This window comes from Streptomyces sp. NPDC007991 (assembly GCF_042958445.1).
Taxonomy (GTDB): Bacteria; Actinomycetota; Actinomycetes; order Streptomycetales; family Streptomycetaceae; genus Streptomyces.
Genome location: NZ_JBIBJD010000009.1, coordinates 183,575 through 200,364, shown reverse-complemented (window position 1 = coordinate 200,364; position 16,790 = coordinate 183,575). Strand labels below are relative to the sequence as shown.

The following is a 16,790-nucleotide window of genomic DNA, read 5'->3' as shown; positions in this document are numbered from 1 at the left end:
ATTCTCGCCTGCCCTTCCCCCGCCCTCACCAGTCCGTCCGGGCCCGTTCAGTAGCGCGGATGCACCAGCGTCGACGCGGGCAGCCCCCCGATCCGGGTCGCCCGCGCCGCCCGCTCCCCCGCCGCGAGGGACGCGTCGTCGAGGACGATCGGGCGCGGGCCGTGCGGGTCGAGGCGCGGTCGCGGCTGCGTGCGGGCGGCCAGGACGAAACCCCAGTCCCGGGGCGCGCGGGAGCGATCTGCGGGGGTGCGGTCGCGCGCGGCGGCGAAACCGGCGTGGCGGCCGTCCGTGCCGTACGGGGCGGTGCGGAAACCGGCCGCGCGCAGGGTCGCGTCGACCGTCCAGAACACCCGCGGGCCGGCTGCGACGGGCCCGGCGTGCACCACGATCCGTCCGCCGGGGGCGAGCACCCGCCGCGCGAGGCCGTAGAACTCCTGCGAGTACAGCTTCGTACTCGCCGTGATGCCCGGGTCCGGCAGATCCGACAGGACCACGTCGTACGACGCCGGGGGCGCTCCGCGCAGCCAGCCGAAGGCGTCCTGCGTGGTCACGCGCACGCGCGGGTCGCCGAACGCGTGCCGGTTCAGCGCCGACAGGGCCGGGTCGGTGCGGGCCAGCCGCAGCACCTCGCCGTCGAGTTCGACGACGTCGACCCGTTCCACCCCGGTATGCCGCAGCACCTCGCGGGCCGCCAGTCCGTCACCGCCGCCGAGGATCAGCACACGGGCGTGCGGCCCGGCCATGGCCGGGTGGACGAGGGCCTCGTGGTAGCGCCGTTCGTCGCGCCCGCTGACCCGCAGCCGGCCGTCGAGGAACAGGTCGAGGGGCCGGCCGTCCGTACCGCCGGCGAGGACCACCTCCTGCACGCCGGTCTGCAGCGCCACGCGTACGTCCCCGCCGTACACCGCCTGCCGCGCGGCCCGTTCGAAGTCGTCGACGAGGACGGCGGCCGAGGCGAGGACCGCCAGCACGAGCACGTTGGCGGCCAGCAGCAGCCAGCGGGCGCGCCGTGTCAGGTCCCGGCGGAACAGGCCGAGCACCAGCGCGCCCCCGACGACCGCGTTGACGGCGCCGGTGAGCAGCGCGCCGGTCAGCTGGCCGAGGAACGGCAGCAGCAGGAAGGGGAAGGCGAGTCCGCCGACGAGCGCACCGACGTAGTCCGCGGCGGACAGGTCGGCCACGGCGCCGCCCGCGTCCTGGCGGCGGATGCGCTGGATCAGCTCCATCAGCAGCGGGACCTCGGCGCCGATGAGCAGCCCGGTCGCGAGGGAGAAGGCGACCAGGAGGCAGCGCGGCCCGCTGGCCCACATCCCGCCCCAGGCGCCGGTCCAGGCGAAGACCGCGTAGAGGGCCATCGCGCTGCACCCGCCGACGAGGGCGAGGGTCGCCTCAACCGCGCCGAAACCGGCGGCGGCGAGCCCGCGCAGCCGCTTCGCGGCGAGGGAGCCGATGCCCATCGCGAAGACCATGACGGACAGCACGACGGACGCCTGGGTGACGGAGTCGCCCATCAAGTACGAGGCGAGGGCGACGAGTTCCAGTTCGTACACCAGTCCGCAGGCCGCGCAGACGAACACGCCCGCGAGGACCAGGAACCGTCCGGTGCCGGGCCGGACGGGCAGCCGCGCCGGGCCGCCGGAGCCGCCCGGGGCGCTCCAGGGCGGCGGGGAACCGGGCGGGGCGGGCACGTGCGGCTCGATCACGCTGCGACGTTACGTCACGGCTCCACTGCGGTTCGTCACCCACACGTGTGGTGCTGGTTTACGGAGGCCCGATAACGGGTTCACCGGATGCGGGCCGTGCCGGGGGTCAGTTGACGGTGGCCGCCGCCGGCATCCGTACGCCCACCCTCGTGCGGGTCGCCACCAACTGCCCGTCCTGCGGGTACGCGTGCCAGGTCCGCCAGTGCACCTGGCCTTCGTGGTGCTGGGCGAGCAGTGCCGTGAAGGCGTGCGGGCTGCCGGGGAAGACTCCGGCCAGGCCGTGCGGATGGTCGGAGACGAGGGCCAGCAACTCCTGGGCGCGGCCCGCGAAGGAGCCGGGCGAGAGGACCTCGACCCGGGCCGCGAACTCGTACTCCCAGTCGCCCACCCGCTTGGCGACGCCGAGCGGAAGCGGGGTGCTGCTGCCGGGGATGCACGCCACCGTCTCCGAGCAGGTGCCCCGCTCCTCCTCCAGCAGGACCTGGTGGGACGCGCCGAGGAGTCGCAACTGAAGTCTGATTCCCGCCAGTTCGAGGTCGAGCGTGGCCAGTGCGGGAAGCGGCTCGCGCCCCAGGGCCCAGGCGAGATCGGCCGCGCGCGTGTCGGTGTAGGAGGTGTTCAGGGTCGTGAGCATGGATCGGCTCCGCAAGCACACAAGGAGAGGGAGATGGGTCCGCTGCGCTCCGGTCGCACGGAAAATTCGGCCCGGGGTAAACCGGTCGGCCGGTTTCAGGAGGTGTCCGTAGGACGTCCGAGAGGCTGCGTTGGTGATTGAGAGGGAATCATGAACTGTGGCGCCGCCACAGCGTTTTTACCCAAGTTCGTAGGGTTTCCATCCCTCAGAGGGCTCCACAGCTCAACTGTTCAACTACGGCGTGCGCCGGGGCCGGGGAGGCGTGCGCCGGTGCGCCCTGGTTCGCGCCTGGAGCCGGACCGGCCGGGCGCCCGGGCTGCGGCCGGGCGCCCGAAGTGCCCACTTGACGCGCGCAGTTGCCGCAGTCACACCTCGGTTGTCCTACAGGCATGCGAAGGTGCCGGAACGCACGGCGAGTCCCACGACAGAAGTTCGACTCGTACGTCGGACGGGAACCCCGGACAGCGGCCCGCATACGAACGCGGGGCCCGCCCCAGGTGCGGACCCCGCGTTCGGTGGGTGCGGCTCCCCCGTCGGGAGCGCGGCCGACGTGCGTCAGCTGCCTCCGCCGCCGCAGCCACCTCCTCCGCCCCCGCCGCAGGACGACCCGCCGCCGCAGGACGAGCCGCCGCCGCAGGAGTGGCCCCCGTGGTGTCCGCCGGACGAGCCGGAGTCCCCGCCCCCGGCCCACCAGCTGCCACTGCCACTGCCACTGCCACTGCCACTGCCACTGCCGGAGGACGCCGCCCCGCGCCCCGTACTGTGCCCGGAACCGCCCCCGCGCGCCTTGGATACCAGCGCCCCGACCAGAACGACTCCGACCACCGCCAGGATGATGCCGACGACCATGGCGTCACCCTCCTTCCGTTTCCCCCGAAGCGGCCCCCCGTGGGCGCCTCGCTCTTGCGTGACCTGGGGATGCCCGCTGCCCGCACGACCCAAAGCAGAGTTGAGGAACTTCAGAGGGTTCGCGAGGAGGGAAGGTCCCTGGCCTGCGCGGACGGGCAGTTCGGGGGCCGTACGGTGCTCGAGCAATGCTCAGTACCTGTGGACGGGAAGGCGCACGACGGATGCTGGCCGCCGCGCTGGATGCCGAAGGCAACGCCTACATAGCCGAGTTGGCCGATGAGCGCGACGACACGGGGCGCCGCCTGGTGGTCCGCAACGGCTATCACCAGCCCCGGAACGTCACCACCGCGGCCGGCGCGGTCGAGGTGAAGGCGCCGCGAGTGAACGACAAACGCATCGACGAGGCCACGGGCGAGCGCAAGCGGTTCTCCTCCGCGATCCTGCCGCCATGGTGCCGCAAGTCCCCGAAGATCAGCGAGGTTCTGCCGCTGCTCTACCTGCTACGTCTACGTGTGGGCCGACGGCATCCACCTCAACGTCCGCTTGAAGGAGGCCAGAGCCTGCGTTCTGGTGCTGAGAGGACACCTCGTTGAACGCCCTGAAGCCCACGCGGCCTGACGTACGTCATCCATCTTGTGTCCGTACCGGCGATTAGTGTTCGGCAACATGAGCGATGGGAGGAGCAGTCATGGCTGAGGATCCGATCGACCTGATCCGCCTGGAGGGGGATGGCAATAGCGTCATTCTCCGGATCACGGGGAAGGAGGAGCGGAAGCGTCCCAGCGAGGCCGATGCCCTGGTCGGAGAGTTCGTGGTCGATACGCCCTTCGTCCGTGGCACCCTCAAGACCTGGATCTTCCCTGAGGACCTGCGGCTGTGGCAGCAGGCTCTGGACTCGCTCGACACGGGCCAGGACATCGCCTGGCGCGAGGGAAAACGCGCTCCGTGGCTGTTCATCGAACTCGACGAAGACGACGACCGGTGCCAGGTCACGATCAAGGACTATTCCATGTCCCTGACGACGGTGACGGTCACCGTCCCACTGGCCGACGCCTGGTTCGACGACGCGTACCGACGCCTGGAGTTGGTCTGGGAGACCTGGCCCATGACCGAAGACTGAATCATGGCCCACGAACGAGATCGCCTAGTGCTCACGGTGCTCACTGGGCCGTCCGTGGGCCGTGAACTTCGTTGGCGACCGAAGCCGGGCCCGCGCTTTAACTGGACACGCGATAGACCAAGCGACGACCCGACGCACAATGCCCTGCCCTCCTGTCCGCAATTCGCCACCCTCCGCTACCCCATCGCCGTACTTTCGCGCCACCTCCGCAACGCTCTGACCTGCAAGAACGAGGAGCACGCGAAGGATTCGCTTGGACTGCGCCACTCACCGCTAGGCTTTTGCGCCACCCCTCTGACCTGCGAAAACGCACATTTGGGGAAGTATCTGCAGGTAGAGCGGCTGTAGTATCGGGGGCACCATCGAAGCGGCAGCCATGGGCTCTGGAGTAGACACCACCTGCGCCATCGGTCATCCAAGACTCCCGCGTGATTCACGAGTGCCTGGCTCCGGAGCCACCCGAAGCCAGACCTCGCGCGCGGGGCATTGTGAGCCCGGCCGACTAGATCCCGGCCGGGCTCACGTACGCCCGTCCATATCGGCCGGAGCGCGCGGCCTTCACCAGGTCAGTGAAGGAACCGTTCAGCGCACCCCGCGATGGCAGTGACCGCTCCGAGGGTCACCACCGCCAATTCGACCCAGTCCCTCTTCGGGCGTCGGCGGCGCTTCCTCTCCTTGGGTCGCCCCATCGTGCCGGCTCCTGTCTGTCGTGCCTCCAACTGAGCGCGTAAGTGCTGCAGTTGGCTCCTGCCCAAGTCGAGCCAGGGAGTCTTGCGGAGACGGGTGCCGTTCTCGCAACCTACCTGGGGCGAGGGCAGCGGGCGACCATTCGCCACGGTTCGCCAGGGTGCGCCAGATGGTGTGCCACCGGGACAGCCGCATGGACTACGTTTGCTGACCTGTGCGGGTGCGCTGGAACACGGAATCGATGGCGACGCGGGCGCGTTCGCGTATTTGCCGTCATCTCCGGCTTCCGGGATGAGCCCTGCCTCCGCGAGCGCGGGCTTCCGCTCCTTTGCTCGGCCGTGAAGATCAGCCTGGCGGACATCTTCGGTCCCTCCGGCACGTCCCACGGCAACGTGATTCGCACGGCTTGCCGCCCTTGGGGAGTGCGAACACACTCAACTCCTGTGGGACTACCACTTGATGCACTATGACCCACGGTCGTGTTCGGTGGCCGTGGGCCTGGGCAGTCATTGTCTTCACGGGAGCCACGAGCCTGTGAGCAAGCCGTACGAAGAGCGACGCTCGTACGCCATGATGCGGAAGAAATGGCCCGAGGTCGAAGTCGTGTGCGCGTCCACATCGGCGACATGATCGTGGGCGCCCTGCAACGAGTGCTCGTCTTCCCGAGATTGGGTCTGGCCATCGAGCAGGACGTGCCAGCCACCGTCGTGGCCGCCTTTGAGCGGCTGTGTGTCGAAGGCTTCAGTAGCCGACTTATGCCGGCTGACGCCCCCCACTCCGGCACGTGATGGCAGGGCAAGCAGCAGCCCGCCCTGAGCTTCGCTCTGCACTCTCTGCGCCATCAGGACCCGCGCACGGCGCGGGAGCGCGGCGGAAGGAGGCCGGTTTTGCTGACCTTACGAGCTGTCGCCAAGCCGCTTCCGTTCCTCGTACACACGTTCAATAAGTGCGCGACGCAAAGAGTCGTCCTCAATATGCAATGCAAGGTCACCTTTCAAACGGGGAGCAGTTTCGATGACCTCTCCTAGTTCACGTAGTTGAGTCCGGTACATATTGATCGCATACTGAATTCCAGCAGCTTTAACATCCAACACTTCCTTCAAGTCTGGATCGCCAGCATTCTTGCCTTGCTCCGCAAGGTTTGCCTTAAGCTCAGCTTCTCTCATCTCAAGGACCCGGAGAATGTGGGCTTCGTATTGTTCAACGATGGCAGGGCTCACGTAGATGCGCTTAGCCCGCTTCTCACCTTGCCGCCTGGCAATATTCGCCTGGGACACTGTTTCGCGACTCACCGACACAGGGGAGTCGACCCTCACCGCCTCCAAGAAGGTGGCGAAGTTGATGATGCGCAAAGATACGCCGGCACGCTGACGCATCTCTTCGACCAATTCTTCACGCGGCCCCAGCGAGAAGTCGATCCTTTTATTTATCCAGTCTTCCTTCTCATCATTAGAGATAACAAGAACGGGCTTGTCGCCTTCCGCCGCCCTGATAAGAGTTTGCTCCCACCACAGGTAGTCCCCATCGGGGTTGGTTCTCTTGGCTCTATCCTTGTATCCTGGCGGTATCCGACCATCCCTCCTGCGAGCAGCTTCGGCCTGAGCTTTGACATATTCCGCTTCAGGGAGAGGCTGTCCAACCTTTCCATCAAAGAGCTTCGCCAGCGTTTTCAGCACAGGGTCATCATTCAACACCCTGCTAATCGTTAGATCAAACACCCCCTGATGAGATTTAACTCGCTCGATAGCTACACTAAAGGCTTTTTCGAGCGGCTCTTTTAGCCGCCTTTTCTCGCTATGATCGAGGGCCGATCGATTGGCAAACTCATTAATCCTTTGAAGCGCCTGATTCTGCGCCGTTTCCAAGGATTTGCACGTCTCGTCATAGAAGGAAAGCTGGTCACGCGCAGCTTCAACGCGATTTCGGTGAAACTCAAGCGCAACCTGATGCGGCACCCAAAGGTTTCCCTCTATCGAGATGAGGCTATCAATCATTTCATTTCTGGCGGTCGGCGTGACCCGGTATAGATCCAGCAGAACGCTGGAGTCGATCACGACGAGAGACTCTTGCAGTGCCCGCGATATTTCATCTTTCGTCATTCTCCAGTGACTGGAAAAGGGCTCCAGGAAAGAGCTGATGGGGATCCCTCCTTCGGTGGTCCGCGCAATGGATCACACCCATTCAAATCAGGCTAGACGATCTGGGTGCCTTGGGGGCCTGAATGCCGTGACTTCTCTCGGCCTGGGACGACGGTTGAGTGGGCCGTCCGAGGGCGGCCGACGACGACAGATGACGGCGGTCGACGATAGCCCTCCCCTGCTCAGAGGCGGCTTCTTGAGTGCCGGCGCAGGTACTCATACACGAAGGTGAGTTGAGGAACTCCAGAGCTTCGGCGGAGGATGACCCGCATGACCTCCAGTGCGCGCCCCCTCCTCAACCGCCGGCTCGCCGAGTTCGGGACGACGATCTTCGCCGAGATGTCCGCCCTGGCCCTGAGCACCGGCGCCATCAACCTCGGGCAGGGCTTCCCCGACACCGACGGCCCCGAGGAGGTCAGGGAGGCCGCCGTACGGGCGCTGCGGGACGGCCTCGGCAACCAGTACCCGCCGGGCCCCGGCGTGCCCGAGCTGCGCACGGCGATCGCCGCCCACCAGCAGCGGCGCTACGGCCTGTCCTGCGACCCCGACACGGAGGTCCTGGTCACCGCCGGGGCCACCGAGGCCATCGCCGCCTCACTGCTGGCCCTGGTGGAGCCCGGCGACGAGGTGATCGCCTTCGAGCCGTACTACGACTCCTACGCGGCGTGCATCGCGATGGCGGGCGGGCGCCGGGTGCCGGTGACGCTCCGCCCTGACGACGGCCGCTTCCGCCTGGACCTGGACGAACTGCGCGACGCCGTCACCGACCGCACCCGTCTGCTGCTGATCAACACCCCCCACAATCCGACCGGCACGGTCCTCACCCGCGCGGAGCTGGCCGCCATCGCCGAGCTCGCGGTGGAGCGGGACCTGCTCGTCGTGACGGACGAGGTGTACGAGCACCTGGTCTTCGACGAGGCCGAGCACGTGCCGCTGGCGACGTTCCCGGGGATGCGCGAGCGTACGGTCACCATCGGGTCGGCCGGCAAGACGTTCTCGTTCACCGGCTGGAAGGTCGGCTGGGTGACGGCCGCCCCGGAACTGGTCACGGCGGTGCGCTCGGCGAAGCAGTACCTGACATATGTCTCGGCGGGCCCGTTCCAGTACGCGGTCGCCGAGGCCCTGGCGCTGCCCGAGTCGTACTTCACGGCCTTCCGGGACGACATGCTGGCCAAGCGGAACCTGCTGGCGGCGGGCCTGGAGGAGGCCGGATTCCGGGTCTTCCGCCCCTCCGGCACCTACTTCGTCACCACCGACATCCGCCCCTTCGGCGAGACGGACGGCTTCGCCTTCTGCCGCGGCCTGCCGGAACGCGCCGGTGTGGTCGCCATCCCCAACGCGGTCTTCTACGACCACCGCGAGGAGGGCGCGCCGTTCGTGCGGTTCGCGTTCTGCAAGCGGACCGTTACGTTGCGCGAAGCAATCGACAGGCTATCTGACCTGCGGAAACAGCTCTAGCGTCAGGGGTCTAAGCGGCCCAGCCTACGGGAACGCCGCAGTACCGCGGTCATCCGGCGTGCGCAGAGTCGTCTGCCTTGTCCTGTGCACGTCGCTGTCCTCCGACAAGTACGTGGTGGCGAACGCGAGGATGTACAACGGCACCGCCACGGCGAGTGTCTCGATCGCCCGCAGGCCAGGGTAGTGCGAACGGGTGATCCCCCGAATCCGCCAGGCCAGTACAGCGACAAAGACAGCCAGGCACAGGACCAGCAGCGTGGCGGTCACCAGCGCGCGCAGCCCCGTGCGCAGGAAGAGGGAGCGGCGCTGCCGGGGGGGGGTGGGATCACCCAAGGTCGCCATCGTCGTCTCTCCTCAGCCACGGACTCAGTTTTCCGCGCTTGAGGGGCTCGCCGAGAGCGGCGCGCACCCAGTCGTGCTCGCTGCCCGGCTCGAGGTCGGCCAGGAACTGCGAGCGGGTGCCGTCCCAGCTTGCGATGGCCCGGTCGGCCGCTCGCGCGGCGACTGTCTTTCGTGTTTCCGCATCCTGGCAACCAACCAGGATGATGGCTGCGGTCGGGCCGGCCTGAGCGAGGATCCTGTGGGCGGCTTGTTCATCCGAACCGACGTGGCCCTCGCGCACGTGGCCGGCATGACCGCCGCTTTTGACGCCTCTCACCATCGACACCATGCCCAAGAACCCGACCATCCACGACAGAGAGATGCGGAGGAGGGCGTCCGCGATACTCGCACCCGTCAGTACCCGGGACTGGGTGACCTTCAGCGAACCGTCCTTGTTGCCGCTGATCACGACGGCGGCCACGTGACCCTTGCGGGCCTTCTTCCGGAACTCCCGCCCGAGTGAGGCCAGCATCCGCTCGGCGGCGTGACGGTTCTCGAAGCTGGCGAGGACTACCGACCCCTGCGCGACGGGATGGGCTTCAGGGGCCGAATCCCCACCCATCCGGCTTCTCCTCTCGCCACTCGATAACGCCGTGACAACTCTTGCGACCAACTCCGAGTTTCACACGCGGCCGCCAGGCCGGCATCACCCATCGCCCGGACGAGGGTCTCCCCTGTTGCGAGCACTCAGCTCCCGCCGCTGCCGACGCCAGCGTTCTGCCGCGGGCTGTTTCCTGGTGTTGTCGTCGTCAGTTGGACGAGTGCAGCAGCTTCGCCGCTGACACGGCTGGTGGGTCGAAGACGGCGAGGGTGATGTGCCGGTGCCATGAGGTCCAGGAGTGCTCGGGCAGGTAGAGCACTCCGTGATCGCGAACACTCTCACCCCTGACGGCCGGCTCAGCAGGCCGCGCGCAGGCGTTCCTCGTCCAAGCGGTCCCGGCAGCCGCGGCAGTGTCCGGGTGCCGGGGCGCGGAAGGCACGCTCGCAGCCGTCGCAGGTCTGGAAGGGCAGTACCGCCGGGCGCTCGACGCTCGGGGGCAGGGGGAGGGGAGGAGGCGCGGGCAGCGGTGTCTCCCGGAGCCGGAAGGCGAGGACGCTTGCCGGTCGGGCCCGGAAACGGTCGGGGAGCCGTACGGTCAGCAACTCCGTGATCTCCTGTGGTCCGACACCGGCCGCCAGCCACTGCGCGACGGCCGGCGCCAGTCGGGCGGCCTCCTGGGCGGACAGGACGAGACGAGGGTCGACCCGGCGCAGGGCGGCCAGTACGGCGACCGCCTCCGGGTCGGCGTCGGCGAGTGTGGGTGCCGGGCTCTCGCTCTCCTCAGGACGGTCAGCGGGCGCCGCCTCCCGGACGGCGGGCCGGGGGCGGGGCGGCTCCGGCGGGTCGTCAGGGCCTTCGCCGCGGGGCACGTCGTAGAAGTACGTCCTGGTGCGCACCTGCCCGGTGGGTGTCCGTTCGCGACGGCGCTCCAGGTATCCGGCTGCTTCGAGCTCCCTGAGCGCTCGCGAGACGAGGATCTCGCCCTCGCTGAAGTGCTCGCACAGGGCGGTGATGGTCACCGGCGAACCGTCGGGCAGAGAGGCGATGTACGCCGCGACACCGACCGTGACCGCGCTGCCGCGTCGCTGGGCGAGCGCGTTGGAGATCACCGTGAAGTCGGCCGTCAGCCGGGTGCGTACGTGGATCACGCCGGAGGTCGGAGCTCCGGCGTCGGCGCGCAGGCGCGCGTTAGACTGCGAGTCAGCCATCGGGAAGTGCACTCTTCCTGATCGGTCAGGCCCTCGATCGGGATTGCCGTCCCGGCCGGGGGCCGTATCTGTTTGGGGTTGTCGCGGCGAACGTAACGGTCCGTGTCCCGCGCCTGCAAGCCGGTCACTCGCACGGGTGACGCACGCCCGCCGGCGCGGGGAGGGTGGGTGGGTGGGTGGTTCTTTCCCCGGTTCTTTGAGGAGGTCAGCGGCAGACCGGACCCTCGCGGACAAGGGCCCGGCTGCTTTCAGGGACGGTGGTGCCCGGCCTTCAACTCGCCCAACTCGCCTATGAAGGCGGCCCAGGATGCGGCTTCGAAGCACAGCGCCGGACCGGCCGGGACCTTGCTGTCACGGACGGGGATGGTGGCCCAGAACCCGTCGGCCACCTCCACGCAGTCGCCGCCCTCCTGATTGCTGTAGCTGCTCTTGCGCCAGACGGCGCCGTTCAGATCGGGACGGGACCTTCGCTCCACGGTGGTTGTCCTCCATCACGGATCGGATCATGTCGAGTGATTCGGGCGTGCCGAGACGCGCGCCCGGCACCACGCCGTGCGGTGGATGGAGGAACGGGGCTTCCCGCCGGCGTCGGACGTGTGCTGCGCGGTCGCCCTCGTCGTCGGGGAGCTCGCGGCGAACGCCGTACAGCACGGCCGGGTTCCCGGCCGGGAGTCCGGTCTCCGGCTCGCCCTCGACCGGGCGGCGGGGCTGCTGCGCATCGAGGTCGCGGACGCCGCCTCCGCGAGGCGGCTGCCTACGGCCGCGCCCTCGACGTCTCCCGATGGTGAGTCCGGCCGGGGCCTGCTCCTGGTGGACGCCCTGGCCGAGCGCTGGGGGTCGGTGCCTCGCAGTCCGGTGGGCAAGACGGTATGGGCGGAGCTGTGTCCGGTCGTCAGCGAGCGTCCGCCTCGGGCTCCGGGCGCGGGAGCTCGTCGAGGTCGAGGGTGAAGGTGCGGCCGTCGGCCAGGGGGATGGGGAGCTTGCCCGTGCGGGCGGAGGAGGTCCAGACGACCTCGGAGATCAGCAGGACGTCCTCGAAGCTGTGGCGCTCCGCGGCGTCATGATCACCTTTCCGTCGGCCCCGAACAGGAGCGTGTACCCCTTGGGGAACTCGGTGTGCACGATCGCGTCGACGCTCATGGACGGCTCACAGGCCCCCGAAAAGGCATACGGCGCGTACAGCACGTACCTGCTCGTACGCGCCGACGCGCCGCTGGGGCGGAAGGCCTGTCGGCCCTACTCCTCGTCCTCGGGCTTGTCCGCCTCGTTGATCTCCTCCTCGAGACCGAGCTGCTCGATGAGCCACTTGTCGAACTCGATCGCGGCCCGCACCCAGCTGACCGTCGAGGAAACGAAGTGCTCCAGGCTCACGCCCATGCCGATCAGCATCTGGGCCTCGCCGATCAGGCGGACCGTGCCGTCGTCGTGGGTGTGGCTGTAGACCTTGGGCCACAGGGTGCGGCGGTTCCAGTCGTCGATGGACTCCAGGATCTGCGGCTTCGCCTCGATCTCGTGGGGCCGGTCGTAGAACGTCCGCACGGAGAAGACCTGCTGGTCTCCCTCACCCCGGAACATGAAGTAGGTGCGGAACTGCTCCCACGGCGCCGCGAGGTCTCCCTCGTCGTCGACGACGTACTTGAGCTCCATCTGGTCGAGGAGCTGCTTCACGAGGTCCTGATCCGGGACGACGGGGCCCGCCGGTCCTTGCGGCTGCGGCTCGGGCTGGCCCCCGAAGTTCGGAATCGAGGACGGGTCGATGGTCACCGTGATTTTCCCTTCGTACGGATCCCGCCATCCTCCCCCATGCGGGGAGGGGGGTGGCAAGCCCCGACTACCCCGCTAAGCCCATGGCTGACACGATCCGGTCAACCGGAACCTCCAGGTGCCGCACGCCGTCCTCCTGGATGACGGACGGAGGGGGTCACGGTGGCGGAACCGGGCAGGGGGTACACGCGGTGGCGGCTGATCGTTCCCGTCCTGGCCGTGCCGGTGCTCGTCCTCGGGTTCCTGGTCGCCGGCCTCTTCGTCTGGGCCCTGTCGGACGAGGAGCACCCGCGCGCCGGGGCCATGAAGAAGGTGCCCTGCGCCGAGGCGCTGGCCTTCGGCGGTGCCTCGGCCCCGGCGCGGGCCCACGTCGGGAACTGCACGATGCAGCAGGGCATCGACACCGCGTACGCGGCGGAGCTGCGGATGCCGCGCGAGGACGTGCGCGGCTGGCTGCGGAAGACGTATCCGAAGGCGCCCGAGGCCCGCTCGGACGCCTCCTGCGGGGCGCTGTGCCTCGACGTGAGCCACGAGGACGGCCTGCCCGCCGCGGCGGGCGCGCATGTGGTGCAGGTGCGGGTGGAGTACGTGAACGCCGAGACGGCGCGGGTGCGCTTCTCGGCGTTCACGATGTGATCGACGGCCTTGGGGGTCCTTACAGCGTCTTGCCCGTCGCCGGGCCCACCAGCAGTTCGTCGCCGACGCGGTCCACCCGGACCGTGTCGCCGTCCTTGATCTCGCCGGAGAGGATCTCCTTGGCGAGCCGGTCGCCGATGGCGGTCTGGACGAGGCGGCGCAGCGGTCGCGCGCCGTAGGCCGGGTCCATGCCCTCCTCCGCGAGCCAGGCCAGCGCCTCGGGCGTGATGTCCAGGGTGAGGCGCCGCTCGGCGAGCCGCTTGGCCAGGCGATCGATCTGGAGCTTCGCGATGCGCTCCAGCTCGGGCTTGGTCAGGGCGGAGAAGACGACCAGGTCGTCCAGGCGGTTGAGGAACTCCGGCTTGAAGGAGGTCCGCACCACCTCCAGGACCTGCTCCTTCTTCTCCGTCTCGCTGGTGAGCGGATCGACCAGGAACTGGCTGCCCAGGTTCGACGTCAGCACCAGGATGGTGTTGCGGAAGTCGACCGTGCGGCCCTGGCCGTCCGTGAGACGTCCGTCGTCGAGCACCTGGAGCAGGATGTCGAAGACCTCGGGGTGGGCCTTCTCGACCTCGTCCAGCAGGACGACGGAGTACGGACGGCGGCGTACCGCCTCCGTGAGCTGGCCGCCCTCCTCGTAGCCGACGTAGCCGGGCGGGGCGCCGACCAGCCGGGCCACGCTGTGCTTCTCGCCGTACTCCGACATGTCGATGCGGACCATCGCCCGCTCGTCGTCGAAGAGGAAGTCGGCGAGGGCCTTGGCCAGCTCGGTCTTGCCGACGCCGGTCGGGCCGAGGAAGAGGAAGGAGCCGGTGGGGCGGTCGGGGTCGGAGATCCCGGCCCGCGAGCGCCGCACGGCGTCGGACACCGCCCGCACGGCCTCGGTCTGGCCGATGAGCCGCTTGCCGAGCTCGTCCTCCATACGGAGCAGCTTCTGCGTCTCGCCCTCCAGCAGGCGCCCGGCGGGGATGCCGGTCCAGGAGGCGACGACGTCCGCGATGTCGTCGGCGCCGACCTCCTCCTTGACCATGGTGTCCCGTGCGACCTCCTCCTCGGCCTCGGAGGCGGCCTCCAGTTCCTTCTCCAGGGCGGGGATCTCGCCGTAGAGCAGCTTGGAGGCGGTGTCGAAGTCGCCGTCGCGCTGGGCGCGCTCGGCCTGGCCGCGCAGTTCGTCGAGGCGTTCCTTCAGCTCGCCGACGCGGTTGAGGGACTGCTTCTCCTTCTCCCAGCGTGCGGTCAGGCCGCGCAGCTCCTCCTCCTTGTCGGCGAGGTCGCGGCGCAGCTTCTCCAGGCGCTCGAGGGAGGCCGCGTCGGTCTCCTTGCCGATCGCGAGTTCCTCCATCTTCAGCCGGTCGACGGCGCGCTGGAGTTCGTCGATCTCGACGGGCGAGGAGTCGATCTCCATGCGCAGCCGCGAGGCCGCCTCGTCGACGAGGTCGATGGCCTTGTCGGGCAGGAAGCGGGAGGTGATGTACCGGTCGGAGAGGGCGGCGGCGGCGACCAGCGCGCTGTCGGCGATCTGCACCTTGTGGTGAGCCTCGTAGCGGCCCTTGAGGCCGCGCAGGATCGCGATGGAGTCCTCCACGCTCGGCTCGGCGACCAGCACCTGCTGGAAGCGCCGCTCCAGGGCGGCGTCCTTCTCGATCCGCTCCCGGTACTCGTCCAGCGTGGTGGCGCCCACCATGCGCAGCTCACCGCGGGCGAGCATGGGCTTGAGCATGTTGCCCGCGTCCATGGCGGAGTCGCCGCCGGCACCGGCCCCGACGACGGTGTGCAGCTCGTCGATGAAGGTGATGATCTGCCCGTCGGAGTCCCTGATCTCGGCGAGGACGGTCTTCAGCCGCTCCTCGAACTCGCCCCGGTACTTGGCCCCGGCGACCATGGCCCCCAGGTCCAGGGCGACGAGCCGCTTGTCCTTCAGCGACTCCGGCACGTCCCCCTTGACGATCCGCTGGGCGAGTCCTTCGACGACGGCGGTCTTGCCGACGCCGGGCTCACCGATGAGCACGGGGTTGTTCTTGGTGCGCCGGGACAGCACCTGCACCACGCGCCGGATCTCCTGGTCCCGCCCGATGACGGGGTCGAGCTTGCCTTCCCGCGCGGCGGCCGTGAAGTCGGTCCCGAACTTCTCCAGGGCCTTGTACTGCCCCTCGGGATCGGCCGTGGTCACCCGGCGCTGGCCCCGCGTCTTCTGGAAGGCGGCCTGGAGCTTCTTGGCGTCGGCGCCCTGCTGGGACAGCACCTCGCCGGCCGCGCCGCCCTTCGCGGCGATGCCGATGAGGAGGTGCTCGGTGGAGAGGTACTCGTCCCCGAGGTCCTTGGCGCGGGCCTGGGCGTCGGCGACGACGGCGAGCATCTCGCGGTTGGGCTGGGGCGGCGCCACGGTCGACCCGGTGACGCTGGGCAGCCCGGCGAGCACGCGCTCGGCTCCGGCGCGTACGGCCGCCTGGTCGGCGTCGACCGCGGCGAGCAGATCGGTGATGTTCTCGTTGTCCTGCCCCTGGAGCAGCGCGAGAAGCAGGTGGGCTGGGGTGAGGTCGGGGTGGCCCTCGGTCACGGCCCGGTTGCTGGCCGCGTTGATGGCGTCCCGGCTCCGGTTGGTCAGCTCGGCGTCCACGTTCGCGTTCTCCTCCTTGCACTGACCCGAACGACTTGCACAAAGTTGAGTCTAGTCCACTCAAGGCCGATGCGGGGCGGAGACAGGGGTTAAGTTCCGGGGCATGGCGACCAAGTACTCCGTCGATCCGGGTGCCCCGGACCCGCCGTATCTCGCCTTCTGGCGGGAGCGGCACGTGTGCACCCTGACGACTCCCCGCCCGGACGGCACTCCGCACGTGGTACCCGTCGGGGTCACCTACGAGCCCGAGACCCGGCTCGCCCGGGTGATCACGAACAAGGCGAGCGCCAAGGTGCGGCACGTCCTGGCCGCCGGGGAGCGGGGAGCGGCGGTCGCCGTCTGCCAGATGGAGGGCCGGCGCTGGGCGACACTGGAGGGCCGGGCCTTCGTCCGCACGGAACCGGAGCGGGTGGCCGAGGCGGAGCGCCGTTACGCGGAGCGCTACGGACGGACCCCCTCGCCGAACCCCGCTCGCGTGGTGATCGAGATACAGCTGACGCGAGCGATGGGGCGAGGGTGAGCGGAGTGAAAATCCACACCGGTGATCGATTGGATCCAGCCATGGCATGACTGGGGCGATACCCGGAAATGTCTCCAGAAACTGCAGCGGCGTCACCGTGTTCAGGTCACGGTGACGCCGCTGCGGGGGGAAGCACCTGAGCGATCTTTTACGACGGGGGAATCGCGTCAGGCACTGCGGGGGGTGGCAGAGATGGTCCTCGGGACGGGAGAGTCGGCTTCCACCTGCTCATGGTCCCTCTGGTCCAGGTTCACAAAGATCATTCCGTACCGTACGGCACACCGCACGGGCTGCGGCGCCCCCCGAGGCCGCCGCAGACACCGGTAAGCCCGTACGTCCTCGTCCTCGTCCCGCGTGACGACCACCGGCTCGCCGAACACGGTCACCATCAACGAGTCACCGCTGTGGGGGATGGCGGTGACCAGGTCGATGAAGTGCCAGCCGGAGCGGTAGGCGGTGGCCATTTCACGGCGGAAGGAGCGGTCGTCGGGTGGAGTGGTCACGGTCAGCTCCCGGATCCCGCTGTGGCGGAAC

The 16,790-nt window shown here is 68.7% G+C and carries 14 protein-coding genes and 3 pseudogenes; 7 read left to right on the top strand and 10 right to left on the bottom strand.

Going from position 1 to position 16,790, the window contains the following annotated elements; genetic code table 11:
- Positions 1 to 47: 47 nt before the first annotated feature.
- Both ACFZDA_RS26255 and ACFZDA_RS26250 read right to left on the bottom strand, forming a co-directional pair.
- Positions 48 to 1,703 carry a polyamine aminopropyltransferase gene (locus ACFZDA_RS26255; RefSeq protein ID WP_391086055.1) on the bottom strand — a complete coding sequence of 552 codons (1,656 nt, stop codon included), beginning with the start codon at positions 1,701 to 1,703 and terminating at the stop codon, positions 48 to 50.
- A gap of 106 nt (positions 1,704 to 1,809) precedes the next feature.
- Positions 1,810 to 2,337 (bottom strand): DUF2617 family protein, encoded by a 528-nt coding sequence (locus tag ACFZDA_RS26250; RefSeq protein ID WP_391086053.1) that lies wholly within the window; start codon positions 2,335 to 2,337, stop codon positions 1,810 to 1,812.
- A 1,034-nt stretch (positions 2,338 to 3,371) separates the two neighbouring features.
- Between ACFZDA_RS26250 and ACFZDA_RS26245 the strand changes: the two are divergent.
- From ACFZDA_RS26245 to ACFZDA_RS26235, 3 genes and pseudogenes are all read left to right on the top strand, one after another.
- Positions 3,372 to 3,768: pseudogene (locus ACFZDA_RS26245) on the top strand (transposase); the annotation flags it as partial.
- Between the two features lie 106 nt (positions 3,769 to 3,874).
- Positions 3,875 to 4,306 (top strand): DUF5959 family protein, encoded by a 432-nt coding sequence (locus ACFZDA_RS26240; RefSeq protein ID WP_391086051.1) that lies wholly within the window; start codon positions 3,875 to 3,877, stop codon positions 4,304 to 4,306.
- Between the two features lie 1,146 nt (positions 4,307 to 5,452).
- A pseudogene (locus ACFZDA_RS26235) lies at positions 5,453 to 5,781 on the top strand (hypothetical protein).
- 108 nt (positions 5,782 to 5,889) lie between these two features.
- Here the strand turns inward: ACFZDA_RS26235 and ACFZDA_RS26230 are convergent.
- On the bottom strand, positions 5,890 to 7,047 hold the full coding sequence (locus tag ACFZDA_RS26230) for a PIN-like domain-containing protein (protein WP_391086050.1): 1,158 nt from the start codon (positions 7,045 to 7,047) through the stop codon (positions 5,890 to 5,892).
- A 345-nt stretch (positions 7,048 to 7,392) separates the two neighbouring features.
- Here ACFZDA_RS26230 and ACFZDA_RS26225 point away from each other — a divergent pair, with 345 nt between their 5' ends.
- A complete protein-coding gene (locus ACFZDA_RS26225) occupies positions 7,393 to 8,589 on the top strand; it encodes a pyridoxal phosphate-dependent aminotransferase (protein ID WP_391086047.1) in 1,197 nt (398 codons plus the stop codon).
- A gap of 24 nt (positions 8,590 to 8,613) precedes the next feature.
- Here ACFZDA_RS26225 and ACFZDA_RS26220 read toward each other — a convergent pair whose 3' ends face one another.
- From ACFZDA_RS26220 to ACFZDA_RS26205, 4 genes are all read right to left on the bottom strand, one after another.
- Complete coding sequence (locus ACFZDA_RS26220) at positions 8,614 to 8,931, bottom strand: hypothetical protein (protein ID WP_391086045.1); 318 nt, start codon at positions 8,929 to 8,931, stop codon at positions 8,614 to 8,616.
- Positions 8,915 to 9,532 (bottom strand): hypothetical protein, encoded by a 618-nt coding sequence (locus tag ACFZDA_RS26215; protein ID WP_391086043.1) that lies wholly within the window; start codon positions 9,530 to 9,532, stop codon positions 8,915 to 8,917. The genes ACFZDA_RS26220 and ACFZDA_RS26215 overlap by 17 nt, the downstream gene beginning before the upstream one ends.
- 335 nt (positions 9,533 to 9,867) lie before the next feature.
- Positions 9,868 to 10,719 (bottom strand): hypothetical protein, encoded by an 852-nt coding sequence (locus tag ACFZDA_RS26210; protein ID WP_391086041.1) that lies wholly within the window; start codon positions 10,717 to 10,719, stop codon positions 9,868 to 9,870.
- A 248-nt stretch (positions 10,720 to 10,967) separates the two neighbouring features.
- The gene (locus tag ACFZDA_RS26205) at positions 10,968 to 11,195 is read right to left on the bottom strand and encodes a DUF397 domain-containing protein (RefSeq protein WP_391086039.1); all 228 of its coding nucleotides are present in this window, start codon (positions 11,193 to 11,195) and stop codon (positions 10,968 to 10,970) included.
- 46 nt (positions 11,196 to 11,241) lie between these two features.
- On the opposite strand from ACFZDA_RS26205, the pseudogene ACFZDA_RS26200 reads away from it, so the two are divergent.
- Positions 11,242 to 11,667, top strand: a pseudogene (locus ACFZDA_RS26200) (ATP-binding protein); the annotation flags it as partial.
- A gap of 288 nt (positions 11,668 to 11,955) precedes the next feature.
- Here ACFZDA_RS26200 and ACFZDA_RS26195 read toward each other — a convergent pair.
- Positions 11,956 to 12,483: a YbjN domain-containing protein gene (locus ACFZDA_RS26195; RefSeq protein WP_306965155.1), complete on the bottom strand. Its 528-nt coding sequence runs from the start codon at positions 12,481 to 12,483 to the stop codon at positions 11,956 to 11,958.
- 162 nt (positions 12,484 to 12,645) lie between these two features.
- Here ACFZDA_RS26195 and ACFZDA_RS26190 point away from each other — a divergent pair, with 162 nt between their 5' ends.
- Positions 12,646 to 13,119, top strand: coding sequence for a hypothetical protein (locus ACFZDA_RS26190; RefSeq protein WP_391086037.1), 474 nt, complete (start codon positions 12,646 to 12,648; stop codon positions 13,117 to 13,119).
- Positions 13,120 to 13,138: 19 nt separating this feature from the next.
- Here the strand turns inward: ACFZDA_RS26190 and clpB are convergent, their stop codons facing one another.
- Positions 13,139 to 15,736: an ATP-dependent chaperone ClpB gene (gene clpB, locus ACFZDA_RS26185; protein WP_391086035.1), complete on the bottom strand. Its 2,598-nt coding sequence runs from the start codon at positions 15,734 to 15,736 to the stop codon at positions 13,139 to 13,141.
- Between the two features lie 103 nt (positions 15,737 to 15,839).
- Between clpB and ACFZDA_RS26180 the strand changes: the two genes are divergently transcribed.
- Positions 15,840 to 16,256, top strand: a complete 417-nt coding sequence (locus ACFZDA_RS26180; RefSeq protein WP_391086033.1) for a TIGR03618 family F420-dependent PPOX class oxidoreductase — start codon at positions 15,840 to 15,842, stop codon at positions 16,254 to 16,256.
- A gap of 167 nt (positions 16,257 to 16,423) precedes the next feature.
- Here ACFZDA_RS26180 and ACFZDA_RS26175 read toward each other — a convergent pair whose 3' ends face one another.
- Entirely contained in the window at positions 16,424 to 16,759 is a 336-nt protein-coding gene (locus ACFZDA_RS26175; protein WP_020269590.1) for a hypothetical protein, read from the bottom strand.
- Positions 16,760 to 16,790 lie beyond the last annotated feature (31 nt).